The 24526-nt window shown below is 60.3% G+C and carries 26 protein-coding genes; 19 read left to right on the forward strand and 7 right to left on the reverse strand.

What is annotated here, in order from left to right:
• Positions 1-3: 3 nt before the first annotated feature.
• From flhB to motA, 5 genes are all read right to left on the reverse strand, one after another.
• The gene (flhB, locus tag N2A41_RS01615; protein ID WP_026154437.1) at positions 4-1083 is read right to left on the reverse strand and encodes a flagellar biosynthesis protein FlhB; all 1080 of its coding nucleotides are present in this window, start codon (positions 1081-1083) and stop codon (positions 4-6) included.
• A 331-nt stretch (positions 1084-1414) separates the two neighbouring features.
• A complete protein-coding gene (gene fliG, locus N2A41_RS01620) occupies positions 1415-2455 on the reverse strand; it encodes a flagellar motor switch protein FliG (RefSeq protein WP_003556501.1) in 1041 nt (346 codons plus the stop codon).
• Positions 2456-2483: 28 nt separating this feature from the next.
• Positions 2484-3068, reverse strand: coding sequence for a flagellar motor switch protein FliN (gene fliN, locus N2A41_RS01625; RefSeq protein ID WP_017967020.1), 585 nt, complete (start codon positions 3066-3068; stop codon positions 2484-2486).
• Positions 3069-3133: 65 nt separating this feature from the next.
• Entirely contained in the window at positions 3134-4084 is a 951-nt protein-coding gene (locus N2A41_RS01630; protein ID WP_260110077.1) for a FliM/FliN family flagellar motor switch protein, read from the reverse strand.
• Positions 4085-4957, reverse strand: a complete 873-nt coding sequence (motA, locus tag N2A41_RS01635; protein ID WP_017967022.1) for a flagellar motor stator protein MotA — start codon at positions 4955-4957, stop codon at positions 4085-4087.
• 254 nt (positions 4958-5211) lie between these two features.
• Between motA and flgF the strand changes: the two genes are divergently transcribed.
• The 13 genes from flgF to fliP all read left to right on the forward strand — a co-directional run bounded on the left by flgF (position 5212) and on the right by fliP (position 14280).
• Positions 5212-5946 (forward strand): flagellar basal-body rod protein FlgF, encoded by a 735-nt coding sequence (gene flgF, locus N2A41_RS01640; protein WP_260110078.1) that lies wholly within the window; start codon positions 5212-5214, stop codon positions 5944-5946.
• 119 nt (positions 5947-6065) lie between these two features.
• Positions 6066-7466, forward strand: coding sequence for a flagellar protein export ATPase FliI (gene fliI / locus N2A41_RS01645; RefSeq protein WP_260110079.1), 1401 nt, complete (start codon positions 6066-6068; stop codon positions 7464-7466).
• A 2-nt stretch (positions 7467-7468) separates the two neighbouring features.
• Positions 7469-8011 (forward strand): flagellar protein, encoded by a 543-nt coding sequence (locus N2A41_RS01650; RefSeq protein ID WP_222386383.1) that lies wholly within the window; start codon positions 7469-7471, stop codon positions 8009-8011.
• 180 nt (positions 8012-8191) lie between these two features.
• Positions 8192-8584 carry a flagellar basal body rod protein FlgB gene (gene flgB / locus N2A41_RS01655; protein WP_260110080.1) on the forward strand — a complete coding sequence of 131 codons (393 nt, stop codon included), beginning with the start codon at positions 8192-8194 and terminating at the stop codon, positions 8582-8584.
• Between the two features lie 5 nt (positions 8585-8589).
• Positions 8590-9006 (forward strand): flagellar basal body rod protein FlgC, encoded by a 417-nt coding sequence (gene flgC / locus N2A41_RS01660; protein ID WP_017967028.1) that lies wholly within the window; start codon positions 8590-8592, stop codon positions 9004-9006.
• Between the two features lie 3 nt (positions 9007-9009).
• Positions 9010-9351, forward strand: a complete 342-nt coding sequence (locus N2A41_RS01665) for a flagellar hook-basal body complex protein FliE (RefSeq protein ID WP_162117825.1) — start codon at positions 9010-9012, stop codon at positions 9349-9351.
• A 19-nt stretch (positions 9352-9370) separates the two neighbouring features.
• On the forward strand, positions 9371-10159 hold the full coding sequence (gene flgG, locus N2A41_RS01670; RefSeq protein ID WP_222294976.1) for a flagellar basal-body rod protein FlgG: 789 nt from the start codon (positions 9371-9373) through the stop codon (positions 10157-10159).
• Between the two features lie 15 nt (positions 10160-10174).
• On the forward strand, positions 10175-10657 hold the full coding sequence (flgA, locus tag N2A41_RS01675; protein ID WP_222294975.1) for a flagellar basal body P-ring formation chaperone FlgA: 483 nt from the start codon (positions 10175-10177) through the stop codon (positions 10655-10657).
• The gene (locus tag N2A41_RS01680) at positions 10654-11775 is read left to right on the forward strand and encodes a flagellar basal body P-ring protein FlgI (protein ID WP_017967032.1); all 1122 of its coding nucleotides are present in this window, start codon (positions 10654-10656) and stop codon (positions 11773-11775) included. The genes flgA and N2A41_RS01680 overlap by 4 nt, the downstream gene beginning before the upstream one ends.
• The gene (locus N2A41_RS01685; RefSeq protein ID WP_064249915.1) at positions 11772-12314 is read left to right on the forward strand and encodes a MotE family protein; all 543 of its coding nucleotides are present in this window, start codon (positions 11772-11774) and stop codon (positions 12312-12314) included. The genes N2A41_RS01680 and N2A41_RS01685 overlap by 4 nt, the downstream gene beginning before the upstream one ends.
• Positions 12311-13027: a flagellar basal body L-ring protein FlgH gene (gene flgH / locus N2A41_RS01690; RefSeq protein WP_003556536.1), complete on the forward strand. Its 717-nt coding sequence runs from the start codon at positions 12311-12313 to the stop codon at positions 13025-13027. Before N2A41_RS01685 ends, flgH begins: the two co-directional genes overlap by 4 nt.
• A gap of 12 nt (positions 13028-13039) precedes the next feature.
• Positions 13040-13546, forward strand: coding sequence for a flagellar basal body-associated FliL family protein (locus tag N2A41_RS01695; RefSeq protein WP_222386382.1), 507 nt, complete (start codon positions 13040-13042; stop codon positions 13544-13546).
• On the forward strand, positions 13543-14280 hold the full coding sequence (fliP, locus tag N2A41_RS01700) for a flagellar type III secretion system pore protein FliP (protein ID WP_260110081.1): 738 nt from the start codon (positions 13543-13545) through the stop codon (positions 14278-14280). The genes N2A41_RS01695 and fliP overlap by 4 nt, the downstream gene beginning before the upstream one ends.
• Before the next feature lie 101 nt (positions 14281-14381).
• Here fliP and N2A41_RS01705 read toward each other — a convergent pair.
• Positions 14382-15328 (reverse strand): IS630 family transposase gene (locus N2A41_RS01705; RefSeq protein ID WP_222282285.1). Its coding sequence is split into 2 segments (ribosomal slippage): positions 14382-14987 and positions 14990-15328, totalling 945 coding nucleotides; the frame shifts between segments, so codons are not numbered across the junction.
• Between the two features lie 152 nt (positions 15329-15480).
• A complete protein-coding gene (locus tag N2A41_RS01710; RefSeq protein WP_222386380.1) occupies positions 15481-17397 on the reverse strand; it encodes an O-linked N-acetylglucosamine transferase, SPINDLY family protein in 1917 nt (638 codons plus the stop codon).
• 446 nt (positions 17398-17843) lie between these two features.
• Between N2A41_RS01710 and N2A41_RS01715 the strand changes: the two genes are divergently transcribed.
• The 6 genes from N2A41_RS01715 (at position 17844) to N2A41_RS01740 (ending at position 24524) form a co-directional block, all read left to right on the forward strand.
• Positions 17844-18749 (forward strand): flagellin N-terminal helical domain-containing protein, encoded by a 906-nt coding sequence (locus tag N2A41_RS01715; RefSeq protein ID WP_222386379.1) that lies wholly within the window; start codon positions 17844-17846, stop codon positions 18747-18749.
• A 281-nt stretch (positions 18750-19030) separates the two neighbouring features.
• Positions 19031-19939, forward strand: coding sequence for a flagellin N-terminal helical domain-containing protein (locus N2A41_RS01720; protein WP_222299321.1), 909 nt, complete (start codon positions 19031-19033; stop codon positions 19937-19939).
• A gap of 247 nt (positions 19940-20186) precedes the next feature.
• Positions 20187-21098 carry a flagellin N-terminal helical domain-containing protein gene (locus N2A41_RS01725; protein ID WP_017967039.1) on the forward strand — a complete coding sequence of 304 codons (912 nt, stop codon included), beginning with the start codon at positions 20187-20189 and terminating at the stop codon, positions 21096-21098.
• 300 nt (positions 21099-21398) lie between these two features.
• Positions 21399-22361 (forward strand): flagellin N-terminal helical domain-containing protein, encoded by a 963-nt coding sequence (locus N2A41_RS01730; protein ID WP_170281090.1) that lies wholly within the window; start codon positions 21399-21401, stop codon positions 22359-22361.
• A 202-nt stretch (positions 22362-22563) separates the two neighbouring features.
• Positions 22564-23193: a hypothetical protein gene (locus N2A41_RS01735; RefSeq protein WP_260110082.1), complete on the forward strand. Its 630-nt coding sequence runs from the start codon at positions 22564-22566 to the stop codon at positions 23191-23193.
• Complete coding sequence (locus N2A41_RS01740) at positions 23190-24524, forward strand: MotB family protein (protein WP_260110083.1); 1335 nt, start codon at positions 23190-23192, stop codon at positions 24522-24524. Before N2A41_RS01735 ends, N2A41_RS01740 begins: the two co-directional genes overlap by 4 nt.
• The last annotated feature ends 2 nt before the right edge of the window (positions 24525-24526 follow it).

A 24526-nucleotide genomic window follows, 5' to 3' on the forward strand; every position in this document is an offset into this window, starting at 1 on the left:
GGCTTATCTGACCCGTTTGTTCTTGGCGTCCGCGGCATAGACCCGGTGGATCAGCTCCGCAACCGCCTTATAGAAGACTGACGGGATGACACTATCGATCGAGACTTGCGCAAACATGGAGCGCGCAAGCGGCGGATCCTCGAACACCGGTATGCCGTTCTGCTCGGCAATCTCCCTGATTTTGAGCGCGATCAGGTCCTGACCCTTGGCCAGCACCACTGGCGCATCGTTCTCTTCACGCGCGTAACGCAGCGCCACCGCAAAGTGCGTCGGGTTTGCAATCACTAGCGTCGCCCTGTGCACGTTGGCGATCATGCGCCGGCGCGCGCGGTCGCGCATCAGCGAGCGCTGCCGGCTCTTGACGAAGGGGTCGCCCTGCGCCTGCTTGTTTTCTTCCTTTATTTCGTGCCGCGTCATCTTCAACTCGGTGAACCAGTGATGGCGCGTCCAGAAAAGATCGGCGATGGCCACGATCGCGGTGGCGATCAGCATGACGATGATGATCTTGCGCATCGCTGCCATTATTCGCACGAGAATCGTCTGCGGATCGGAGAACATCGCGTCGATCGAGCCGAAATATTCGCTCCTGAGCACGAAGAACAGGATCACCCCGACGACGACGACCTTGAACAGCGATTTTCCGAATTCGACCAGGCCGGGCACGCTGAACAGCCGTGACCAGCCTTTGATCGGCGAGATACGCGAGGCCTGCGGGCGGATGCGTTCAAGCACCAGTGTCGGCAGATTCTGGAAGACCGAGGAGGCGATGCCGAACACCATAAACAGGATGAAGGCGGGCGCCACCAGCGCCGCACTTGCCCAGCCGAGCCGCCCGAACAGCGCCAGCACATCCGGTCCCGTCTCGATCTTCCATTGGTCGGGCTGTTCGAAGATGTCGCGTAGCGTTTCACTCATGCGCCCGACGCTGTCGGGAAGGAAGAATACGAGATAAATAAAGGTAGCGAGGATCGTCGCAAAAATCGAAAGTTCGCGCGAAGACGGCACGTTGCCCTTTTCCGCGGCATCGCTTTGCTTTTTCGCGGTTGGGGCTTCTGTTTTGCTGTCCTTGTCATCGTCTGCCAAGTCGCGGCTCTCCGTCAAAGAAATAGGCCGCAGCTAATGCATGTCGCCCAAAAACGTGCAGCGGTTTGGGATGACGACATGCATCAAAACAAAGATCTAAAGCGCGTCGCACGAACCGAGTTCTATGCGACGCGCTTTAGAGCGGAGCCTGTTGCGGGAAGGGTAGTCGCCTGTGGCACGGCGATCAACAGCGGCCTTTCGGCATGCCGGATTTGTCAACAGTCTCGAAGAGCCAAAGCATGTCGCGCATAAGTGTGCAGCGATGCGACAACGACATGCGTAAACTAGAGACCTAAGGCGCGAGGAGCGAATCCGAAAGATCGCACGCGCTTTAGGCGGCTGCCGAAGCGTCGCCTTCCTTTTCCTTGAGCTCGATCTGGCCGGAATTGGCCAGGCGAATCGCTTCCTGTGCCACGGCGCGGCGGGCAATCGCGATCTCGCGCGGATTGACGCCGCCCATGCCGCTCTGCAGATCCGATTCGATCATGCGGCGCTGGCGTGGGCTGATGGCGGAGAGGACCGACTCGCGGATCTCGGGCGGCGACCCGCGCAGCGCGACGGTGAGCACATCCGTCGAGATGTCGTTGAGCAGCATGACGCGGCTGCGCTGCGGCATGTACATGAGATCCTCGAACAGGAAAATCTTCGGGCGAACCTTGTTGACCGACTCGCGGCTGATCGATTCGAGCGAGGTGAGCAGCGTGTCGACCTGCGGCTTGTCGAGTTCGTTCATCAGATCGGCGACCTTCGTCGAGCCGGCTGCATTGCGCTCTGCCTCGACCTCGGCAAGCAGCGTCATGACCTGGTTTTCGATGATCTGCGCAGCCTTCGGGCTGACCGCCTTCATGTTGACCGTTCTGTTCATGATGTCGGCGCGGCGATTGTCGGGAAGCTGCAGCAGCACCTTGGCGCCGAAGGAGGAGGGCATCATCGAAAGAATATAGGCAACGGTCTGCGGATGTTCGCGGAGCAGGAACTGCGCGACGAATGTCGGCTCCGCCTCGCTGAGGCGATCCCAGATCGAGGTTTCGTAGGCCTGGAATGCGGTGCGGCGGCCGAGCAGGCTGTCGACCTCGTCGGGCGTCAGGCCTTCTTCCAGAATGGCCTCGATCGCCTTGGCGTTGTCCATCAGTCCGGCGCCTTCGGTGAAGAGGTCTTCGAACTCGGAGACGAGCAGCAGCAGTTCGTCCGGCGGAATGGCGCGCAGCGACTGGGCGGAAGAGATAATGGTCTGCAGTTCAGCCTGGGTGAAATATTTCAACAGCCGGCCGGCGACTCCCTTTCCCATAGCGAGAAGAACAGCCGCTGCCTTTTCAGCCTGGGTCAACGGTTTCCCGGCTAGCGCGCCGCCGAAATCGTCAAAGTCCATCATGGTCTAACCTCTCCGTCCCACACAGGGATCAGGCTTTTTTCGTACTCAAAACTTCTATCAGTTTCACACCGAATCGTGTGTCGTCGTTATCAAGCACCGTAATCTCGCCGCGGGCAATCCTGCGGCCATTCACCATGATCTCGACCGGTTCGCCGATCTTCTTGTCGAGGGCGATCGTCGCCCCTTCATTGAGGTTCATTAGGCCGGAGACCTGCATCCGGCTGGTGCCGAGCATGATCTGGACGTCGATCGGGATGTCCATGATCAGGTCGAAGTTGGAGTTCAAAGCGCTGCCGAGTGGGGCCGGCGACGCCTCGAAGGAGGAGCTGCTGCCGAAATCCATGCCGGCAGCCGGGCTGGCATCGCCGCCGAAGTCGCCGCCGAAATCGTCGCTGCCAAAGGGGGTTTCCGAAGTCTCGCCGCCAAAGGCAGCCAGGTCCGTTCCTGCTGCAAAGGGGTCGCTCTGAAGGTCGTCGCCAAACTGCGACAGGTCGCCATCGGCATCCTGCTTCAGCACGCCGCGCAGATCGTCGATCGCCTGGTCGAGATCTGCTTCGCTGCCCGGAAGATCCAGGGAGAGGTCGCTGTTCTGCTGTGTTTTCTTCGTCGCCATGAAATCACTATTCCAGTTGAAACTTGCCTCAAACTGCCTTTGCAGCCCAAAAGCCAGAGAACCGATTAATTCATTAAATGACGGATGAGTTCATCATCCGAGTTCATCGTATCCTTGACGCGGACCATGTAATTTTCGCCTGAACGCCCGAACTCGCACACATACAATTCCTTGGTGTTGGCGCTGACGTCGACGCGCACATCGCCGTGATCGCGGAACGGAATGACGTCGCCGACCATCAGCTTCGATATTGTCCGCAGCGTCAAGTCCTGCAGCCTGATCTTGGCCTCGAGCGTGACATGCGAGCGGCGGACCTGATCGCCGAGCTGTTCGGTCCATTCCGCTGAGTTGCTGCTGGCCTGGCGTTTCGGCTTCGGCGGTGTCACCTTGGTCTTGAGCAGTGCCGTCTGCGGAACGATCAACGAAAATTCCGAAACGATGCCGGCAAGCGTGATCGACATGTTGATGGCAGCCGCGAATTCGTCCGGACGATCCTCCGGCGGCCGGGCGCGCATGTCATGGGCGTGCGGGGCCGAAAGGCTCGGTTCGAAACCGCCCGGCGCGTTGACGGCCGAGCGCAGCACCTTGGCAATCTTGTCGAAGACCATGACCGCCAGATCGAGCTCGATGATCGAAAGCAGCCGTTCGGCCGGTTCCTCGATCGTATCGGCTGTGGCCCCGAGCAGATGCTCCATCAGCGTGATGACGAAGCCGTTTCCGCAGGCAAGCGTAATGTTCTGCGACCAGTTGCGCAGCGTCGCGTCGACGAGTGTGACGTTCGCGCTCAGGTCTTCGATGAGGTGGTTCTTGTAGCCGATCTCGCAGCCGAGATAGTTGACCGTCACGTCGAGGCCGGTCTCGCTTTTGATGACGTCGGGAAAGAATTCGCTGTAGATTTCCCCGAAGGAACTGCAGATCTTGGCGACCCTGCCTCTGTCGCCAAGCCCGCCTGTCAGCTTGGCAAGGAGGGCAGGATCCATTGCCGGTTTGTCGTGCGAAGCATTGCTCATAGTCATTTAAGCCGCCTTGTTTTCGCCACCTGGGTTCATCATTTCCTGCTCGACCGCATCGATGGACGGACGCTCGTAAGCCGAGATCGTCTTGCGGCCGTATTCGAGCGCGACCTGCGGCACCGAGCCGTTCATATAGGCAAGCAGCGTCTGCTTGACGATGACGTAGAGACGGTGCTGCTTGTTGCGCACGACCTTGATCTGGGAGACCAGCGGCGAGCAGACGCAGTAGGACAAGAGAATGCCGAGGAAGGTGCCGACGAGCGCCGAGCCGATCAGGTGGCCGAGCACCTCAGGCGAATCGTTGATGTGCGCCATCGCCTTGATGACGCCGAGAACGGCCGCAACGATGCCGATCGCCGGGAAGGAATCGCTCATGATCTGGATCGAGTGGTAGGGCTTCATCTTGTCGTGCATGATGGTGTTGAGCTCTTCGTCCATCAGCGCCTCGATCTCGTGGCTGCGGGCGTTGCCGATGATGATCAGGCGGACGTAGTCGCAGATGAACGCCGTCAGCTCCTTGTTCTTCAGAACCGTCGGAGCCGACTGAAAAATCGTCGATTCGGCCGGATTGTCGATGTGGGCTTCGATCTCGTTTCGCGACTTGGTGCGCAGGTCGCGCATCAGCGAATAGAGCACGCCGAGCGTATCGAGATAGTTGCGTTCCTTCGGCACGGCGTGCCTGAAGGCTTCGCTGAGCGCCTTGCCGGAATCCTTCACCACCTTCATCGGGTTCGCCATGATGAAGCTGCCGAGGCCGGCGCCACCGATGATGAGGAATTCGAAGGGCTGGAGCAGCGCATCCACTTCGCCGCCCATCGCCATGAAGCTGCCGACGATACAGCCGCAAGTCACTATAAATCCGATAATGATATTCATCGTCAGCCCAATCTGAACGTTGCTTTTCTTTGAGACGGATAGGGTTTCTGCCTTGCGTGAGGCTGATGAAAGGCCCGGTCGCCAAGCATTTCCGCGTGCCAGCTTCGCGCAAGCATCTGCCGTCAGTCTAAAGGAGACGAATGGGTGCCCGCACCCGTTTCTGAGATGCTGCCTCAGCGAAATCCCGGCCGAACCAGATGTGACGACGCCCGGCTTTTCGTCCCGTTCATCGCCAATGCTTGGAGCTTACCGACATGCAATCCGGTCTTTATGTTTCTCTGTCGTCGCAGATGGCCCTCGAAAAGCGTCTAAACACCATCGCAGACAACATGGCGAACGTGAATACGACCGGTTTTCGCGCCACTGAGGTGAAGTTTGACGAAATGGTGGCGAATACCAAGAACAAGCTGAACACCAAGGTCGCCTTCGTTTCCCAAGGCAACGACTACCTGAACGAGGGAAACGGCGAACTGCAGCACACCGGCAACATGCTCGATTTCGCCATCAAGGGTGATGCCTGGTTTTCGCTCGATACGCCGGCCGGCCGCGTGCTGACGAGGGATGGCCGCTTCACCATCAAGGAAACCGGCGAACTTGTTTCGATCCGGGGATACTCGGTTCTCGATGCCGGCGGTGCCCCGATCCAGCTCAACACCAAAGGGGGCGAGCCCGCCGTCGGCACCGACGGCATCATCTATCAGGGCGGCCGCCAGGTCGGCTCCCTCGGCCTGTTCGAGGCCGATATCAGCAAGGGTTACCTGCGCTACGAAAACAGCGGCATCATGACCACCGACCAGCCGCGCGCCGTCGTCGACCGCTTCAATGTCGGTGTCGAGCAGGGCTATCTCGAAAATTCCAACGTCAACGCCATGCGTGAGATCACCCAGCTGATCGAAGTCAACCGCGCCTTCGAAAGCGTCTCGTCGCTGATGCGCGACAGCGAAGACTCCTTCAAGGAAGCCGTCCAGACACTTGGGGGCAGCCGCTAATGCATGTCGCCCAAAAGTGTCCGGCGGTTTTGGAAGGACGACATGCACAAGAACAAAGACCAAAAATACGTCGCATGCAGCAAGCTGCACGCGGCGTATTTTAGGGCGAGAGTTAAAGCATGAGAACCACGCTACTGTCTGAGGACGGCCTTTCCCCGAAGCTGGCGCACCTGGCGCACCTCGTCGACCGATACGCATCGCCGGAATTTGCGGTTGCCCATGGCGGTCGCGTGCAGACCATCGCCGCCGGCCACTACACGGTTCACGGTCTCTCCCGCCATGTTCGTCTCGGCGAGTTCGTGGCCCATAAATCCGCGACCGGCATCCATCTCGGCGAAGTCGTGCGCGTCGAACCGGAGCTGATCTATGTCTGCCCGATCGAACCCGGCGAGCCGATCGGCATACACGATACCGTGATCCGCAAGGGCGCCTTCCGCATTTCGCCGTCGGACAGCTGGTGTGGGCGCACCGTCAACTCGCTCGGCGAGCCGATCGACGGGCTGGGTCCGATCACTGAGGGGCTCGATCGCCGCTCGATCTCCAATACCGCGCCGCCCTCGATGACCCGCAAACGTGTCGAGACCGGCTTCAAGACTGGCGTTCGCGCCATCGACATCTTCTCGCCGCTCTGCCTCGGGCAGCGCCTCGGCATCTTCGCCGGCTCCGGTGTTGGCAAGTCGACGCTCCTGTCCATGCTCGCCCGCGCCGATGCATTCGACAAGGTTGTCATTGCGCTCGTCGGCGAGCGCGGCCGCGAGGTGCGGGAATTCATCGAGGATACGCTCGGCAGCAATATGAGGAAGGCGATCGCCGTCGTCGCAACCAGCGATGAGAGCCCGATGCTGCGCAAGATGGCGCCGCTGACGGCCGTCACCATCGCCGAACATTTCCGCGACAAGGGCGAGAACGTTCTCTTCATCATCGACAGTGTCACGCGTTTCGCCCATGCGATCCGCGAGGTGGCGACCGCCTCCGGCGAACCGCCGATCGCGCGCGGCTATCCCGCTTCCGTCTTCACCGAGCTGCCGCGCCTGTTGGAACGCGCCGGCCCCGGCCCCGAGGGCGCCGGCACCATCACTGCGATCATCTCGATCCTTGTCGACGGCGACAATCACAACGACCCGATTGCCGATTCGACGCGCGGCATCCTCGATGGTCATATCGTCCTGCAGCGCAGTCTCGCCGAAGAAGGGCGTTATCCTCCGATCGATCCGCTCGCCTCGATCTCGCGTCTTGCCCGCAAGGCCTGGACGCCGGATCAGGAAAAGCTGGTGTCGCGGCTGAAGGTACTGATCCATCGTTTCGAAGAGACGCGCGACCTGCGCATGATCGGCGGTTACCGCCAGGGGGCCGACCCCGATCTCGACATGGCGATCAAGCAGGTGCCGATCATTTACGACGTTCTGAAACAGTCTCCGGGCGATCGCGACTCGCTTGATGCCTTCGCCGATCTCGCCGGCGCACTCAAGGCTGCGGCCGGCATGGGCAATCAGGGCGCACCCATTCAGAGGAGAGGCTAGACGTGGCTGAATTCGACGACGAACGCATCGCTTCCCTGAACCAGCGCAGGAAAACCGTCATCCTGGATCGTGTGCTGACCTTCAGCGGCCTGGCGCTTGCCGGCGCCTCCGCTTTTTTCCCCTGGTACGTGTTCTTCAACGCGGACAAGTTCGGCATCAATGTTGCCACCAGCAGCAATTCGCGCGAACTGCCGGATTGGCCGGCCCGCAATGTCTTCAGCGTCTCGCCGCTTGCCATGGTCAACAAGAACGAGGGGGACAAGAAGGCCCCGCCGATCGATCCGCTGACGACCGCAACGGTGTCCGATCTCGGCAAGGAGCGCGATGGCGGCCCCATATTGGAGGATCAGCCCTTCCCCGGGAAGTCTTCTTTTCGCCTGCTGCATGTCTCCAACGGCCGGGCGCTGATCGAGGATCCCTCCGGCATGTATGTGGTGCGCATCGGCTCGATCCTGCCCGATGAAAGCCGCCTTGCGACACTTGAGCAGCGCGATGGCAAATGGGTGATCGTCACCTCAAAGGGTGAGACCTACCAGAACAACTGAGCCTGACCGCAAATCCTGGCAACAGGGGCTCCGCCGCGAACCGGCCGGAGCCCCTGTTCTTTTGCCCCTGTTCTTTCGATAGCGGCGGCGTTCGCAGAAAAGCCTCTCGAAGCCTGAATTCCCGTAAGTCCCACGCAAGATTACCGCACTAGGTTCGGGACAGTAAAAACGGAGAGTTTCATGCAACCAATCCAACTTTTCGACTTGGCTTCGCGACAGGCGGAATGGCTGACGATCCGTCAGCAGGTTGTTGCCGGCAACATCGCGAATGCCAATACCCCGAAGTTCCACGCGAAGGACGTCACGCCCTTTGACGCGGTGCTCGACAAGTCCGACATCGCCATGGCGCGCACCAATCCGGCGCATTTCAGCGGTAACGATTTCAGCAACAGCGGCGATATCGACGTCAAGGAGGCCGCACTCGACCAGGAAATCGGGGTCCAGGAATCCGGCAATACAGTCGGTTTGGCCGAGGAGCTTTCCAAGTCGGGCGATATCAAGCGCCAGTACGATTTGAACACCTCGCTGGTTAGTTCCTTCAATCGCATGATGTTGATGACCGTCAGGAAGTAAAAGTCATGGATCCGCTTTCAGCAGCAATGAAAATCGCCGGTTCCGGGCTCGAGGCCCAGTCGACGCGGTTACGCATCGTCTCGGAAAACATCGCCAACGCCCGCTCGACCGGCGACACACCCGGCGCCGAGCCCTATCGGCGCAAGACGATCACCTTCGGCCAGCAGATGGATCGCACCAGCGGCGTCGAGACGGTCGGCGTCAAGAAGGTCGGCGTCGACGAAGGCGACTTCAGCACCGAATTCGATCCCAGCAATCCGGCTGCGGACAAGAAGGGCGTCGTCAAGTTGCCGAACGTCAACATCCTGGTCGAGATGGCCGACATGCGCGAAGCCAATCGCTCGTATGACGCCAATCTGCAGACCATCAAACAGACCCGCGATCTCATCTCCTCCACGATCGACCTCCTGAAGAGCCAATAATCAATGATCAGCAGCGTCCAGAATGTCAGCAACCTGTCGATGACCCGTGCGCTTGGCGCCGTCGACACCGAAAATTCCGCCTCCTCGTCTGCCGCCGCCATGCCGGGCACCGCGGGTGCCGCCAACGGCATGAGCTTCGCCTCCGTCATGGGCAACATGGCGAGCGATGCGGTCAGCAGCCTGAAGGGTGCGGAAAGCATGTCCTTTGCCGGTATCAAGGGAACGGCGACGACGCGTGAAGTCGTCGATTCCATGCTCCAGGCCGAGCAGACGCTGCAGACCGCGATTTCCATCCGCGACAAGGTCGTCTCGGCCTTTCTCGAAGTCACCAAGATGCAGATGTAACTGATTTGAGGACGAACACATGAGAGCGCTCGCCATTGCAGCAACGGGCATGGATGCCCAGCAGACCAACCTGGAAGTCATCGCGAACAATATCGCGAACATCAATACGACGGGCTTCAAGCGCGCCCGCGCCGAATTCTCCGATCTTCTCTACCAGACCGAACGTGCCAAGGGTGTCGCCAACCGTGCCAACCAGGCCGTCGTTCCGGAAGGTGCCAATATCGGCCTCGGCGTCCAGACCTCGGCGGTCCGCAACCTGCATCTCCAGGGCGAACTGACCCAGACCGGCAACGATCTCGACGTGGCGCTGATCGGCAAGGGCTTCTTCCAGATCCAGTCGACCGACGGTACGACGCTTTACAGCCGCGCCGGCGCCTTCAACAAGAATGACCAGGGCCAGCTCGTCACCATCGATGGCTACGAGGTCCTTCCCGGCATCACTATTCCGACGGGCTCGACCGAGCTGACGATCAGCCGCTCCGGCCAGGTTTCGGCCAAGCTGCCGGGTGCGGCGGACGCGACCGTACTCGGGCAGCTGACGCTTGCCGACTTCGTCAACGAGGCGGGTCTCCAGCCGCTCGGCGACAATCTCTTCCAGGAGACGGCGGCCTCCGGCGAAGCCGTCATCGGCAATCCCGATGAGGAAGGTTTCGCCTACATGAAACAGGGCTATCTGGAATCCTCGAACGTCGACCCGGTGAAGGAAATCACCGAGCTGATTTCGGCCCAGCGCGCTTACGAAATGAATTCCAAGGTGATCACCACCGCTGATGAAATGGCCTCCATCGTCAGCAAGAACCTGAAGTAAGGGAAGGGCCGAAACATGATGTTTTGCCGGGCAGCACACATCTCAGGATGGGTGGCGGCAGCCACGATCGCAGTCGCGGGCATTGTCTTGCCCGCGTCGGCGGACGCCGGCATGGGTTATGCCGTCGTCCCGACCACGATCATCTACCCCGGCGACACATTGTCGGCCAGCCAGCTCCAGGAGGTCGAGGTCACCAACCCTAACCTCGCCGGCGATTATGCCAAGTCCGTTTCGCAGGTCGAAGGCATGGTTTCCAAGCGCACGCTGTTACCGGGCCGCACGATCTCGGTCTCGGCCCTGCGCGAGGCCTATACGGTGACCCGCGGCTCTTCGATCCGCCTGGTCTTCTCGCTCGGTGCGATGACGATTTCCGCCGCTGGCACGCCGCTTGAAGACGGCGCAACCGGGCAGGTCGTCCGCGCCCGCAATATGGATTCCGGCGTCATCGTCAGCGGCACGGTGCTTGCGGACGGCACGGTCCATGTGAGGGCAAAATGAAATTGTTCTTCCGTTTCGTCACTCTTGTCGCGGTTCTCGCCATGAGTTTGGCTGATGTCGCGCCCGCCTGGGCGCTGACCTCCCGCATCAAGGACATCGCCTCCCTTCAGGCCGGCCGCGATAACCAGCTGATCGGCTATGGACTCATTGTCGGCCTCCAGGGGACCGGCGACGGCTTCCGGTCCTCGCCCTTCACTGAACAGTCGATGCGCGCGATGCTGCAGAATCTCGGCATCTCGACGCAGGGCGGCCAGTCCAATGCCAAGAACACTGCAGCCGTGATGGTCACCGCCAACCTGCCCCCTTTCGCAAGCCCTGGCAGCCGTATCGACGTGACGGTGAGCTCGCTCGGTGATGCGACGTCGCTGCGCGGCGGCACGCTCGTCATGACCTCGCTTTCCGGCGCCGACGGACAAATCTATGCCGTTGCGCAGGGTGCCGCCATCGTCTCCGGTTTTCAGGCGCAGGGCCAGGCGGCGACCGTGACCGAGGGCGTCACCACTGCCGGCCGCGTTCCGGGCGGCGCGATTATCGAGCGCGAGCTGCCGTCCCGCTTCGAGGACTCTGTCAATCTCGTCCTGCAACTGCGCAACCCCGACTTCTCGACGGCGATTCGTATCGCCGACATCGTTAACGGTTATGCCTCGGCGCGCTTCGGCGGCCCGGTTGCCGAAGCCAAGGATTCGCAGGAGGTCGTGATCCAGAAGCCGCGCACGGCCGATCTCACCCGGCTGATGGCCGATATCGAAAACCTCATCGTCGAGACCGACACGCCGGCCAAGGTGGTCATCAACGAACGCACCGGAACGATCGTCATCGGCTCGGACGTCCGCGTCTCGCCGGTCGCCGTCAGCTACGGCACGCTGACGGTTCAGGTCACCGAGACGCCGCAGATCATTCAGCCTGAACCCTTCTCGCAAGGCCGGACCGCCGTCCAGCCGCAGACCGATATTGCCGCCGAGCAGACCGGCGGGCGCGTCGCCATCATCGACGGCCCCGACCTCAGGACTCTCGTCGCCGGCCTTAACAATATCGGCGTGAAACCGGATGGCATCATCGCCATTCTCCAGGGCATCAAGTCGGCGGGCGCCCTTCAGGCGGAGCTTGTGCTGCAATGATTGATATCATCAACCGTGACATGACGGTTCTGCAACTGCTGCGCCGGCTGGCGCTGCCGGCCGCGGGCCTCGTCCTTCTGTCGATCCCCGGCGCCTTCGCGCAGGAACATGCGCCGGCTGGCGACATCACCTCCCAGGACGAGGTCAAGCAGTTCTGCACCAACATTGCCGATCCCGCCCGCGACCAGCGTTACCTCTTGCAGAAGCAGGAACTGGAAAAGCTTCGCGCCGACATCGACGCTCGCATGGCGGAGATGGACAAGCGTAAGGCCGAATACCAGGACTGGCTGAAGCGGCGCGACGATTTCCTGAAGCAGGCGGAAGCCGGCCTCACCGAGATCTACAGGAAGATGAAACCGGATGCGGCCGCGCTCCAGTTGCAGGACATGAAGATCGAGGTGGCCTCTGCCGTGATCATGCGGCTCGGCCCGCGGCAGTCGAGCCTCATCCTCAACGAGATGGACCCGCAAAAGGCCGCGGTCATCGCCAGCGTCATCGCCAGTGCGTCCGATCCCAATACGTCGAAGGATCCTTCATGAATATGCGTTTCCCGGCCGCGATCGCCGCCCTCGCACTCCTTGCAGGCTGCCAGTCTCCGACGGCGGTCAGCGAGATCGGCCGTGCGCCCGCCATGAGCCCGATCGGCAGCGGCCTCGCCTATGGCCAGACGCCGCAGATGGCGCTTTATCCGAAGCAGCCGCGCGCCGTCGCGCAGGGCTATTCGTTGTGGAGCGATTCGCAGGCCGCCCTCTTCAAGGACGCGCGCGCGCTCAACGTCGGCGACATCCTGACCGTCGATATCCAGATCAACGACAAAGGCTCCTTCGACAACGAGACCAACCGCAGCCGCAAGAATTCGAGCGGCATGAACTGGGACGTCAACGCCCAGATCTTCGGTTGGACGCCCGAGTCCAAGACCGACCTGACCTATGGGTCCGACACCAGCACCGACGGCAAAGGCAAGATCGAGCGCACCGACAAGCTCACCCTTCTGGTCGCCGCCGTCGTCACCGGCATTCTCGAAAACGGCAACCTCGTCATATCGGGCTCGCAGGAAGTCCGCCTGAACCAGGAACTGCGCATCCTGAACGTCGCCGGTATTGTTCGTCCGCAGGACGTCAATGCCGAAAATCAGATCTCCTATGACAAGATCGCCGAAGCCCGCATCTCCTACGGTGGCCGCGGCCGTCTGATGGAAGTGCAGCAGCCTCCGCGCGGCCAGCAGGCCGTCGATCTTTTCTCGCCGCTTTGAGGCTGAACGACGATGGCAGAGCCAGACGTAAGCGCAGGTCAACCGAACAAGAAATCCGGCTCGTTGATGACGATCATCGGCATCGCCGTCCTGACCCTCGTCGGCGCCGGCGGCGGCTGGGCGGTCGGCACGATCGTCGCACCCAACGTCAAGGGCGCCAAGGAGGTCGAGCAGGCCAAGGACGCCGAGGCCAAGAAGAAGGCCGAGGAAGGTCTGGCGCGGATCTCGACCGAGGCCAACAACGTCGTCCAACTCGAACCGATCACCTCGAACCTCGCCTACCCCTCGGAAAACTGGGTCCGACTCGAAGTCGCGCTGCTGTTCAACGGGCCGCCGGATGTCAAGGTTTCAGAGGATATTCATCAGGATATCCTCGCCTATATCAGAACCGTTTCCCTTCAGCAGATCGAGGGGCCGCGCGGCTTTCAATATCTCAAGGATGACATACAGGAACGTGTTGACCTTCGCTCGCAAGGGCGGGTATCGAAGGTCATGTTCAGGACATTTGTCATCGAATGATTCGTCTCATAGTTTTCCTTGCCGCCATGATGGCGGTACCGGAACTGGCGGTGGCACAGCAGCTGCCGACTGACTTGTTGAAGATCCCGGTCGATGGCTCCGTCGCCGCCTGGATCATCCGCACATTCGGCCTGCTGACCATTCTTTCGGTCGCGCCGGGCATCCTGATCATGGTGACGAGCTTCCCGCGCTTCGTCATCGCCTTCTCGATCCTGCGCTCAGGGATGGGCCTCTCTTCGACGCCTTCCAACATGATCCTTTTGTCGCTGTCGCTGTTCATGACCTTCTACGTCATGTCGCCGACCTTCGATCAGGCCTGGCAGAACGGCGTGCAGCCGCTGCTTGCCAATCAGATCAATGAGACCGAGGCGGTCCAGCGTATCGCCGAACCCTTCCGCACCTTCATGGCGGCCAATACCCGCGACAAGGATCTGGCGCTTTTCGTCGATCTGGCGCGCGAACGCGGACAGAATATCCAGACGACCAATCCGATCGACTATCGGGTGCTGATCCCGGCCTTCATGATTTCCGAAATTCGCCGCGGCTTCGAGATCGGCTTCCTCGTCGTGCTGCCGTTCCTCGTCATCGACCTGATCGTCGCGACCATCACCATGGCGATGGGCATGATGATGCTGCCGCCGACCTCAATCTCGTTGCCTTTCAAGATTCTCTTCTTCGTGCTGATCGACGGCTGGAACCTGCTGGTCGGCAGCCTGGTGCGTTCGTTCAACTGACCGGCTGCCGCCGGTTGATATTCGCCAATGAGAAACCCGCCGGATCGCTCCGGCGGGTTCTTTAATTATGCCGCAATTCGAGATGCTAGAGCGGGATTGTTTTATGTCCGTTCATATCCGGCTTCCTTGAAGTAGTTTTGGCACTCTTTCGGCGAGACGGTTTGAAGGGTGGCTGCCAGCGCGTCGTCGATGGCCTGTCGGGTTCGAGCCTGCGCCTTGCGCAGCTCGTGCTTGATCTTGGCGAAGAGTTTTTCGATCGGATTGAGATCGGGGGAATACTGCGGCAGGAAGAACAATCTGGCGCCGGCCTTGCGGATGGCGGCACGGATAGCGCCGGCCTTGTGCGAGCCGAGATTATCCATGACGACGATGTCGCCGGGTTTGAGCTCCGGTACCAGCACCCTCTCGACATAGATGCGAAAGCGTTCGCCATTGATCGGGCCGTCGATGATCCACGGTGCGCTGACGCGGTCGGCCCTGAGGGCTGCGACAAAAGTCATGGTATTCCAGTGGCCGAAGGGCGCATGGCCCAACAGCCGTTCGCCGCGCGGCGCCCAGCCCCTGAGCGGCGTCATATTCGTCTTCGTCCAGGTTTCGTCGATAAAGACAAGGCGAGATGGATCGATGCGATGGCGATGCTTCAGCCAGCGCGCCCGCCGGGCGGCAACATCGGGCCGCTCGCGCTCGCTGGCGACCAACGTCTTTTTTTATAACTCAGCCCTTCCTCATGCACGAAGGTCCGGACGGCGCTGTAATCCACTTTCAGGCCGCGCTCTCCGAGTTCCGCCACCAACCCGCGCAAGGTGAACGCCTGCATGTGGCAGCGATCGATCAACCAGACCCGATGTTTACCTGAGATCGCCCGTGGCTTGTGCCCGCCCATCTGGCCGGGAGCCGCGCTGCCCGTCTCACGCAAGCGCCGGACCCAGTCGATCGCGGTGCTGATGCCAATGCCGAAGCGCTTTGCCGCCGCTCGACACGACAGGCCCTCGCGCGTTACTGCGCCAACAACGCGTTCCCGAAGATCATCCGAAAAAGGTTTCGCCATCCAGACCGGCCTCCTGCACCGGCCAGAATGGTGAATCTGATTTGCACCAGAAAGGGAATCCCTGTTCCGATTCCGACTAAAACAATCCCGCTCTAAAACGTCCTTTGAGCGTCCGAAGGATGCGCGGCGCTGCGTAGTTGGTCGAAAAGCCCTCACTCGGCCGCGAACGGCGCCGTGCGCGGCGGCAGCGCCGGAATGTCCATGTGATCGGGTGCAAGACCCTGCTTGGCACGGTCGGCCATGACTTCATAGGCCTGCTCCAGATGGTCGCAGAACCGTTCGGCATCGAAGAGCGGCGCGATATAGCGCTTCTCCTTGAGATGCGCCTTGTATTGCGCGATCCGCACGGGGTTCTGCGCCAGTTCGACGGCAAGATCCTCATAGGCCTGCAGGTCGGCTGCAACGAGTTCGGGCAGGTCGATGGCCCTAAGCAGGCTCTCGCTGACGCGTGAGGCGAAGTTGGTGCCCTTGACGGTCAGGACCGGCAGGCCGCCCCAGAGTTGCTCCGAGGTGGTCGTATGGCCGTTGACGGGGAAGGTGTCGATGCCGATGTCGGCCGCCTGCTGACGGTCGATGTGCTCTTCATAGGGCGCGCGCGGGCAGAAGATGATCCGCTTGGCGGAGATCCCTGCCGTCTGGAATTGCTTCAGGAGGTTCGCCTGGTTGCGCGGCGTGTTCGCCATCAGCCAGAGCACGCTGTTCGGCGCGCGCTTGAGAATGCGGCACCAGCTGTCGATCGTCTCCGGTGTGATTTTGCGGTTGCCGTTGAAGGACGCGAAGATGAAGGCGTGTTCCGGCAGGCCGAGCTGCTCGCGGGTGACAGGGCGCGGCTTCGGGCGATGCATCGGGTCGTTCGGCTGGTAGCTCTCCGGCAGCCGGCAGAATTTCTCATGGTAGAAGGGCTTGGCCACCTCGGGTAATACCGAATGGTCGCCGATGACGTAGTCGAGATCGATATTGACCGTGCTGCCGGGGAAACCGAGCCAGCCGACATGCACCGGCGCGAGCGGCAAATTGAAGGCCGACGCGCGGCTGCCTGAAGTATGGCCCTTCAGGTCGACCATGATGTCGATATTATGCTCGCGTACCGCTGCGAGCATCCCCTGGTCGGAGAAGCCGTGAACGGTGACGACCCGGCCCCAGCGGCTGCGGTCGGTATTGTTATGCTTGAGGTACTCAGGTCCTGTATGGCAGAAGAGCGTCACCTCGAACCGGTCTTTGTCGTGCAGTTCGAGGATGCGCTGCAAGAGCTTCATCGTCGCGTGCCGATCCCAGAAATCCGATGACATGTAGCCGATCCGGATCTTGTCCGACCAGCTGTGCGGCTGGTTGCGGCGGAAGGCCACCCGTTCCGGGTCGAGGGGGGTGGTGCCGATCGTCGCATATCGGTTGAAATCCTCGTTGCCGCACCAGTGCAGATGATAGAACGGGTTATCCTTGCGCAGGATCTCGACATCGCCCTTTGCGAGTGAGGCATCGATCACCGCCTGATGTTTGCTTGCCTCCTCGAACTCATTGAATTCGCGAGCGAAAACCAGATGCAGGAAGCGGAATGCGAGATTGCCTGGAAACCGCTTGAAGAGGTTGCGCGACAGGCTCTGGTTGGTTGCGTCGTTCAGGTCGTCACTCAGTAGCAGCGCCGCCAGGCGCATATGATCGGGATTGGCACTCTGCGACAGCACCGTCTTGAACGGGCGGATGATATCGCGCTGCTGGCGCTTCAGATAGATCGCGGTGATGATGAAGGCGAGTTCCGGGTCTTCCTGCGCCTTGCTGAGGTTTCGCATGGCGATCAGCAGAGCATCGTCCTCGCTGCCGGTCTCGTAGTGCAGCTTGGCCGCCTGCTTCTGGTATTCGTAGGAATTCGGTCCTTCACAGCTGCCGGCCAGGCCATAGGCTTTCGCGGCATCGGCCTTGAAACCGAGCTGCACGAGGTTCTTGGCCAGCAGCGCATAGGTCTTGGCGTCTTGCTGAACATCCATCAGCTGATTGAGCGTCGCCAAAGACTGTGTGTAGCGGCCCATCTGGTAGTCCTTGGATGCCGCAGAGAACGAAACTTTGCTGTTCAAAACCCAACTCCGTGAAGGAAATGTTCTGGCGTCGATCGCCGAGGCACGGACAGGCCGTCCTCCGCAAAAACGGCGGATCGGTCCGATGGTGCTATCCCGGTGCCTGCCACATTGGCATACGAAGCTTGCTTGAAACCGGTGCGCTTAATGAGCCTCTGTATTTGCGGGAAAATGCCGACCTTAGCCTAGGGAAAACACTTGGTTTTCAAGGACGATAGGATGCCAAGGAATATATTCAGCAAGCATTAACTATGCCCTGCGAGGAGCCGGTCTGGGCCCCGTATTTTTAAGGAGTTGGCAAGCATTGGCTGCGAAATTGCCCTGGACATGACGGGTTTGGGCCAAACAAAAAAAGGCGCCGAGTAGCATGAAGCTGGTCCGTCATCGCCGGTACTATAGTCCGGTATGTCCTCCTTTTTGTATCTAGTTTTCCAGGGGACAGACTTATGACAAGCATTAACACGAATACTTCCGCAATGGCCGCTCTCCAGACGCTGCGTAACGTCAACCAGGGCCTCAACCAGACGCAGAACCACGTTTCGTCGGGCTATCGCGTCGAAAAGGCTTCCGACAACGCCGCTTACTGGTCGATCGCAACGACCATGCGTTCGGACAACAAGGCTCTCTCGGCTGTTTCCGACGCGCTCGGCGTCGGCGCTGCCAAGGTTGATACCGCTTACACCGCAATGGACAGCGCCATCGACGTCGTCGGCGACATCAAGGCGAAGCTGGTTGCCGCCACTGAAAACGGCGTCGACAAGGCCAAGGTCCAGGAAGAAATCGGCCAGCTGCAGCAGCAGCTCCTGAGCATCTCTCAGTCGGCTTCCTTCAACGGCGAAAACTGGGTTGCCGGCGCTAGCGGCACCAAGAGCGTCGTCTCCTCGTTCGTCCGCGACGGCTCCAACGCCGTTTCGATCAAGACGACCGACTACGTTCTCAACAGCGGCTCTGCGGGCAACGTTCTGTTCGGCATGAGCGGCGGCTCGGTCGAAACCTCCACGGGTATCCTCGGCACTTCGAACGGTGCGACCGGTTCTGTCTATGCAATGGACATTACCAACTTCACCTCCGGCCAGATCGCGTCGGCTCTGACCAACGTTGAAGCGGCTCTGAAGGCCATGACCAGCGCCGGCGCTGCTCTCGGTTCGCTCTCCAGCCGCATCGACGCCCAGGACAACTTCGTGTCCGCTCTCAGCGACTCGATCGACTCCGGTGTCGGCCGTCTCGTCGATGCCAACATGGAAGAAGAGTCCTCCAAGCTCAGCGCCCTGCAGACCCAGCAGCAGCTGGCGATCCAGTCGCTGTCGATCGCGAACTCCTCTTCGCAGAACATCCTGTCGCTCTTCCGCTAAGACCGGCCGGCACAAGGTTTCAAGTTTCGCGGCCGGGTCATCCCCGGCCGCGAAATGTTTTAATATAAGGTTAATGAAAAACCTTCTAAGCCTCAGATATTTTTGATTAATTTCCGATCCTGATTTAGCTTTCCTTAACCATCTTGCTGTTTTCTAGGCCCATCGAAACGGCGAGTTAACCCTAACAGAGATGGTTAACAGGCATGATGCTGATCGCTGTGGGCCGGCCGAAAATCCGGAATGTCCCTTCTTAAAATCTGCCAACAAGGGGCAAGCAAACTATGACGAGCATCAACACCAATAACGCTGCAATGGCAGCCCTCCAGACTCTCCGTGGCATCAACCAGGGTCTCCAGGAAACCCAGGCCCACGTTTCGTCCGGCTATCGCGTCGGCAAGGCTTCCGACAACGCCGCTTACTGGTCGATCGCAACGACCATGCGTTCTGACAACAAGGCACTTTCCGCCGTTTCCGACGCTCTCGGCCTCGGCGCTGCAAAGGTCGACACCGCTTACTCCGCCATGGACAGCGCCATCGACGTCGTCGGCGACATCAAGGCCAAGCTGGTTGCCGCCACTGAAAACGGCGTCGACAAGGCCAAGGTCCAGGAAGAAATCAGCCAGCTGCAGCAGCAGCTCCTGAGCGTCGCTCAGTCGGCTTCCTTCTCCGGTGAAAACTGGGTTGCTGGCGCTGACGGCACCAAGAACGTTGTTTCCTCGTTCGTCCGCGACGGCTCCAACGCCGTTTCGGTTGTGATGACCGACTATATTCTCGACGACAGCTCCACGGGCAACGTTTTGTTCGGCATGAGCGGCGGCGCGGTCGAAACCTCCACGGGTATCCTCGGTACTTCGAATGGTGCGACCGGTTCTGTCTACGCAATGGACATCACCACCTTCACCCTCGGCCAGATCCAGTCGGCTCTGACCAACGTTGAATCGGCTCTGAAGGCCATGACCAGCGCCGGCGCTCAGCTCGGCTCGATCTCCAAGCGCATCGAACTGCAGGAAAACTTCGTATCCGCTCTCAGCGACTCGATCGACTCCGGTGTCGGCCGTCTCGTCGATGCCAACATGGAAGAAGAGTCCTCCAAGCTCAGCGCCCTGCAGACCCAGCAGCAGCTGGCGGTCCAGTCGCTGTCGATCGCGAACTCCTCTTCGCAGACCATCCTCACGCTGTTCCGCGGCTAATAACCCTTGGAAACGTCGGCCCGCCGGTCTCCGGCGGGCAGCCAGGAATCGAGCCGCGCTTCTATGGAGCGCGGCTTTTTTAATTTCCGTTAACTGTTGATTAACCATAATGCTGTCTTCTGCGGTCAACGAGACGGCGGGTTAACCAAATTTAAGAACCGGTTAACAGGCATGAGGCTGGTCCCCGTTCCCGGTAGCTTTCCGGAATGTCCCTTTTTTCCATCTGCCAACAAGGGGCAATCATTTTATGACCAGCATTTTGACGAACGTCGCGGCGATGGCCGCTCTTCAGACACTCCGCGGCATCAACGACAGCCTTGAGACGACGCAGAACCACGTATCGTCGGGTTACCGCGTCGAAAAGGCCGCCGATAACGCCGCCTATTGGTCAATCGCAACGACCATGCGTTCGGACAACAAGGCACTTTCCGCCGTTTCCGACGCTCTCGGCCTCGGCGCCGCCAAGGTCGACACCGCTTACTCTGCCATGGACAGCGCCATCGACATCATCAGCGAAATCAAGGCGAAGATAGTTGCCGCGACCGAAAAGGGCGTCGACAAGACCAAGATTCAGGAAGAAATCAGCCAGCTGCAGCAGCAGCTCCTGAGCATCGCGCAATCGGCTTCCTTCTCCGGTGAAAACTGGGTTGCCGGCGCTGACGGCACCAAGAGCGTCGTTTCCACCTTCGTGCGCGATGGCAACGGCAATGTCTCGGTCAAGACAACGGACTACATTCTGAACTCGGGCTCCGCGGGCAACGTCCTCTTCGGCATGACCACGACTGGCACGATCGAGACGAGCTCCGGCATTCTCGGCACATCATCCGGTACAATCGGCTCGATCTACTCGATGGATATCAGCACCTTCGGCTCACCTGAGATCGCCATGGCCCTGACCTCAATCGAGGCCGGCCTCGAAGCGATGACCAAGGCTGCGTCGCAGCTCGGCTCGATTTCCACTCGCATCGAGCTGCAGGAAAACTTCGTCGGCGCGCTCAGCGACTCGATCGACTCGGGCGTCGGCCGCCTCGTCGATGCCGACATGGAAGAGGAATCGAGCAAGCTGACCGCGCTGCAAACGCAGCAGCAGCTGGCCATCCAGTCACTGTCGATCGCCAACTCCAGCGCTCAGAACATCCTCACGCTGTTCCGCAGCTAAATCAGACGCTGAAGCTGGACCGAATCTTGCGCCATCGTCTGGCAGCAATCGAAAACCCTCCTGGACCGCGCCCGAAACGGCGCGGTTTATTCTTTTATATCAAAGCCTTGGTCGGCACTTCGATCGCTGCGCCAGGCTCAGTGCTGCGCTCTTGCCCAACAGGTTGTTATCGAGTTAACTTCGCCTCGAGTTGATTTGCTTTTGCGACACGCCGGTAGAAACTCTGCCGGAGGCATGACGCCACTTCAGTCGCCGCCGGCAATCCGGCCTGCCCTATCACCCCGATTCCGAGACCTGTCGATGACCGTTAAGATTACCAGCGCGGCCGCGGTGAATGCGCTTGCGGTGCTGCGCAGCATCAACAAAGAAGCCAACCAGACCCAACAACAGGTGTCCTCGGGGTATCGTATCGAGACGGCCGCCGACGATGCGTCCTACTGGTCGGTCGCGACCGTCATGCGCTCGGACAGCACCAATCTCGGAACGATCGGAGATGCGCTCGGTCTCGGCGCTGCCAAGGTGGATGCCACCTACACGGCGATGAACTCGGCGATCGATCTCATAGGCGACATTCGCGCCAAGTTGGTTTCGGCAAGAGAGCCGGGCGCCGACAAGGACAAGATCAACGCCGAGATCGGCGAGTACAAGGAACAGCTGCAGACGGTCGTTGAATCGACGTCGTTTGCGGGTGAAAATTGGCTGTTGAACGGCGATACCGCCGCGCCGCCGAACTGGCAGGTCATCTCTGGTTTCGTGCGCGCTCCGACCGGCGAATATCAGGCCCAGACCATCGATTTCCCATCCTCGCAGACCATTCTCGTCGACAAGAACAATGCGAGCGGCGGCCTGTTCACCAAGGCGGTCGATGCCAATGCGATCAATAACAGTGGCACGACGTCGCGGAATTATTATCTGCTGAACGCCAATTCCACCACGCCGGCGACCGGTACCGAAATTGCGATTGGCAAGAGCACGACCGATGCGCAACTTACCGACATGCTTGACGTCACCGACGCGCTGCTCTCCTCGCTGACGACGACGGCCGCGTCCATCGGCGTGATGAAGACCCGCATCGACGATCAGATCGACTATACCGCCGATCTGTCCGATTCGATCGACAAGAGCGTCGGTGCGCTCGTTGATACCGACATGGACGAGGCTTCGATCCGGCAGAAGGCGATCGAAACCCAGAAGCAGATGGCCGTCGAAGCGATCTCGATCCTCAACACCGCCGCCAGCAAGGTCCTGATCCTGCTGGAGTAGGGGGTGGGCGCGATCACGGGTGGCGGCGCCATTCATCCTCGCGCAAGTTTGACTTCTTAGTTTCCGGCATGAAGGCATCGTTCGAATCCGTGCCGGCGCAGGGTCAGGCCCTTGCCCGTTTCGAAGGGAGATGCCGGCGCGCAAGGTCACTTTGGGCGGGGGCGGGCATGCTGCATGCCTCCCGAATGCTGGATGGTTTTTTATGAGCATTACGCTTTCCCGGTATTTGAAGGATTTCGGTGAACCGGAATCGTCAGCGCCGATCCTTGATATGGACGATTTCGGCGGCGACGCTTTCCCCGAAATGCCGAGCGAACCGGCGATCGACGTCGAGGCGGAGCGCCGCGAAGCCTATGCGGAAGGTCATGCTGCAGCGACCGTGAAACTGACTGAGAAATACGAACTCGAGACGCGGATGCTGGCGGAAGTCCATGCGCGTGAACTCGAAGAGCTGAAGCTGCGTTACGAAGTCGAGGCGGCGGCGGTCATTGCATCCCGCATCCGCGATATCGCCGAAGAGGTCGCGCAGCTGGTCAGCGCCGGCGCCGCCGTTGCCATCGCGCCTGTGATGACCGAGGCGCTTGCCGCCAAGGCTGCCGAGAGCCTCGCCTCTCTGCTGCGTGACGCGATCCTCGAAGGCGCGGCTGGAGCGGTCGTCGTCAGGGGGCCGACCCGGCTTTTCGACATCTTGAAGGCCGAGCTCGGTGAACATGCCAGCGCGGTTCGCCACATTGAGACCGACGATATCGATCTTGCCGTCGAAATCGGTGATTCCGTTATCGTCACCCGTATGTCCGCCTGGGCGGCCAGCTTGAAGAAAGTTCTCGAATGAGCGAAGGCGAAAACCACCACCACGGCAAGAACGAGATCATTATCGTCAAGAGACATGGCGGCGGTGATCACGATGGCGCCCATGGCGGTGCGTGGAAAATTGCCTATGCCGACTTCATGACGGCGATGATGGCGTTCTTCCTGGTCATGTGGCTGGTCAATGCCGCCAACGAGGAGACCAAGGCCTCGGTCGCGACCTATTTCAATCCGATCAAACTCTCCGACGAAAAGCCGACCGAGAAGGGCCTGAAGAAGCCCGTCGACAACGCCGAGGGCGAGGAGAAGCAGGAGAAGTCGAAACAGAAGGAAAAAGATCCGAACGACGGCAAGGCTGCGGCCGATGGTGACGACCAGACATCGACATCAGGCGACCAAACCAATTATTCCGAGGCCGATTTCTTCGAAAATCCTTATTCGGTTCTGGCCGAAATCGCCCAGGAAGTCGGCCAGCAGGCCAATGTCAGCGCCAAGGGCGACGGCGGCGCCGCCGATTCCGGCCCGGCCACCGGCGCCGATGGCGGCGAGGCCTATCGTGATCCCTTCGATCCGGATTTCTGGACGAAACAGGTTGAGGTCACGACGGCCGGCAAGACGTTGCCGCCCGGCAAGAGCGACCAGCAGGCGGTCGAGAGCGAGACAAGCGAGATCGCCAAGGTCGAGGATATGAAGCCTTTACCGCTGACCACCGATCAGAAGGCCGCCAAGGAAACCAAGGAGACCAAGGAAACCAAGGAAACCAAGGGCGCGGTCGACGCCAGGGACGGCAAGGCGCCGGCCGGCAAGTCGGCCGAGAACAAGAAGGCCGAAGCTCAGAAAGACGCCGATCACCAGAAGGATGCGGACAAGCGCGCCGCCGAGACCGAGCAGCAGAAGGAAGCCGAGCAATTGCAGGCAGAGATCGCCCAGCAGATCGGCGGCGTTGCAGGCAAGCTCGCCGAAGGCCTGAGCGTGACGGCGTCCGAGGGCGGATTGCTGGTCAGCATCTCCGACCAGACCGACGATTCGATGTTCAATATCGGTTCTGCAGTTCCGCGCCAGGAAATGGTGCTCGCCATGGAAAAGATCGGCGCGATCCTGAAGGCGAGGGATGGTGCGGTTGCCATCCGCGGCCACACGGACGGGCGCCAGTATAAGGGCACGCAGAACGAGAACTGGCGGCTTTCGATGGATCGTGCCCAGAGCGCCTACTACATGCTTGTGCGCGGCGGGCTCGACGAGAAACGCATCTCGCAGGTCTCCGGCTTCGCCGACCGTCGGCTGAAGCTGCCGTCTGACCCGTTCAACGCGACCAACCGCCGGATCGAGATTCTGGTGCAGGCGGATCAAGGATAGTC

It is taken from the genome of Rhizobium sp. SRDI969 (assembly GCF_025152725.1).
GTDB lineage: Bacteria > Pseudomonadota > Alphaproteobacteria > Rhizobiales > Rhizobiaceae > Rhizobium > Rhizobium leguminosarum_I.

What these genes read in the sequence shown, in the direction of transcription:
- N2A41_RS01715 (WP_222386379.1), top strand. Translation starts at nt 17,844, where the DNA reads ATGACAAGCATTAACACGAATACTTCCGCAATGGCCGCTCTCCAGACG.
- N2A41_RS01680 (WP_017967032.1), top strand. Translation starts at nt 10,654, where the DNA reads ATGAAATTGTTCTTCCGTTTCGTCACTCTTGTCGCGGTTCTCGCCATG.
- flgG (WP_222294976.1), top strand. Translation starts at nt 9,371, where the DNA reads ATGAGAGCGCTCGCCATTGCAGCAACGGGCATGGATGCCCAGCAGACC.
- N2A41_RS01685 (WP_064249915.1), top strand. Translation starts at nt 11,772, where the DNA reads ATGATTGATATCATCAACCGTGACATGACGGTTCTGCAACTGCTGCGC.
- flgB (WP_260110080.1), top strand. Translation starts at nt 8,192, where the DNA reads ATGCAACCAATCCAACTTTTCGACTTGGCTTCGCGACAGGCGGAATGG.
- motA (WP_017967022.1), bottom strand. Translation starts at nt 4,957, where the DNA reads ATGAATATCATTATCGGATTTATAGTGACTTGCGGCTGTATCGTCGGC.
- N2A41_RS01720 (WP_222299321.1), top strand. Translation starts at nt 19,031, where the DNA reads ATGACGAGCATCAACACCAATAACGCTGCAATGGCAGCCCTCCAGACT.
- N2A41_RS01740 (WP_260110083.1), top strand. Translation starts at nt 23,190, where the DNA reads ATGAGCGAAGGCGAAAACCACCACCACGGCAAGAACGAGATCATTATC.
- fliN (WP_017967020.1), bottom strand. Translation starts at nt 3,068, where the DNA reads ATGGCGACGAAGAAAACACAGCAGAACAGCGACCTCTCCCTGGATCTT.
- N2A41_RS01725 (WP_017967039.1), top strand. Translation starts at nt 20,187, where the DNA reads ATGACCAGCATTTTGACGAACGTCGCGGCGATGGCCGCTCTTCAGACA.
- flgA (WP_222294975.1), top strand. Translation starts at nt 10,175, where the DNA reads ATGATGTTTTGCCGGGCAGCACACATCTCAGGATGGGTGGCGGCAGCC.
- N2A41_RS01695 (WP_222386382.1), top strand. Translation starts at nt 13,040, where the DNA reads ATGGCAGAGCCAGACGTAAGCGCAGGTCAACCGAACAAGAAATCCGGC.
- N2A41_RS01630 (WP_260110077.1), bottom strand. Translation starts at nt 4,084, where the DNA reads ATGACTATGAGCAATGCTTCGCACGACAAACCGGCAATGGATCCTGCC.
- flgC (WP_017967028.1), top strand. Translation starts at nt 8,590, where the DNA reads ATGGATCCGCTTTCAGCAGCAATGAAAATCGCCGGTTCCGGGCTCGAG.
- flgF (WP_260110078.1), top strand. Translation starts at nt 5,212, where the DNA reads ATGCAATCCGGTCTTTATGTTTCTCTGTCGTCGCAGATGGCCCTCGAA.
- flgH (WP_003556536.1), top strand. Translation starts at nt 12,311, where the DNA reads ATGAATATGCGTTTCCCGGCCGCGATCGCCGCCCTCGCACTCCTTGCA.
- fliG (WP_003556501.1), bottom strand. Translation starts at nt 2,455, where the DNA reads ATGATGGACTTTGACGATTTCGGCGGCGCGCTAGCCGGGAAACCGTTG.
- N2A41_RS01665 (WP_162117825.1), top strand. Translation starts at nt 9,010, where the DNA reads ATGATCAGCAGCGTCCAGAATGTCAGCAACCTGTCGATGACCCGTGCG.
- fliP (WP_260110081.1), top strand. Translation starts at nt 13,543, where the DNA reads ATGATTCGTCTCATAGTTTTCCTTGCCGCCATGATGGCGGTACCGGAA.
- fliI (WP_260110079.1), top strand. Translation starts at nt 6,066, where the DNA reads ATGAGAACCACGCTACTGTCTGAGGACGGCCTTTCCCCGAAGCTGGCG.
- N2A41_RS01735 (WP_260110082.1), top strand. Translation starts at nt 22,564, where the DNA reads ATGAGCATTACGCTTTCCCGGTATTTGAAGGATTTCGGTGAACCGGAA.
- N2A41_RS01730 (WP_170281090.1), top strand. Translation starts at nt 21,399, where the DNA reads ATGACCGTTAAGATTACCAGCGCGGCCGCGGTGAATGCGCTTGCGGTG.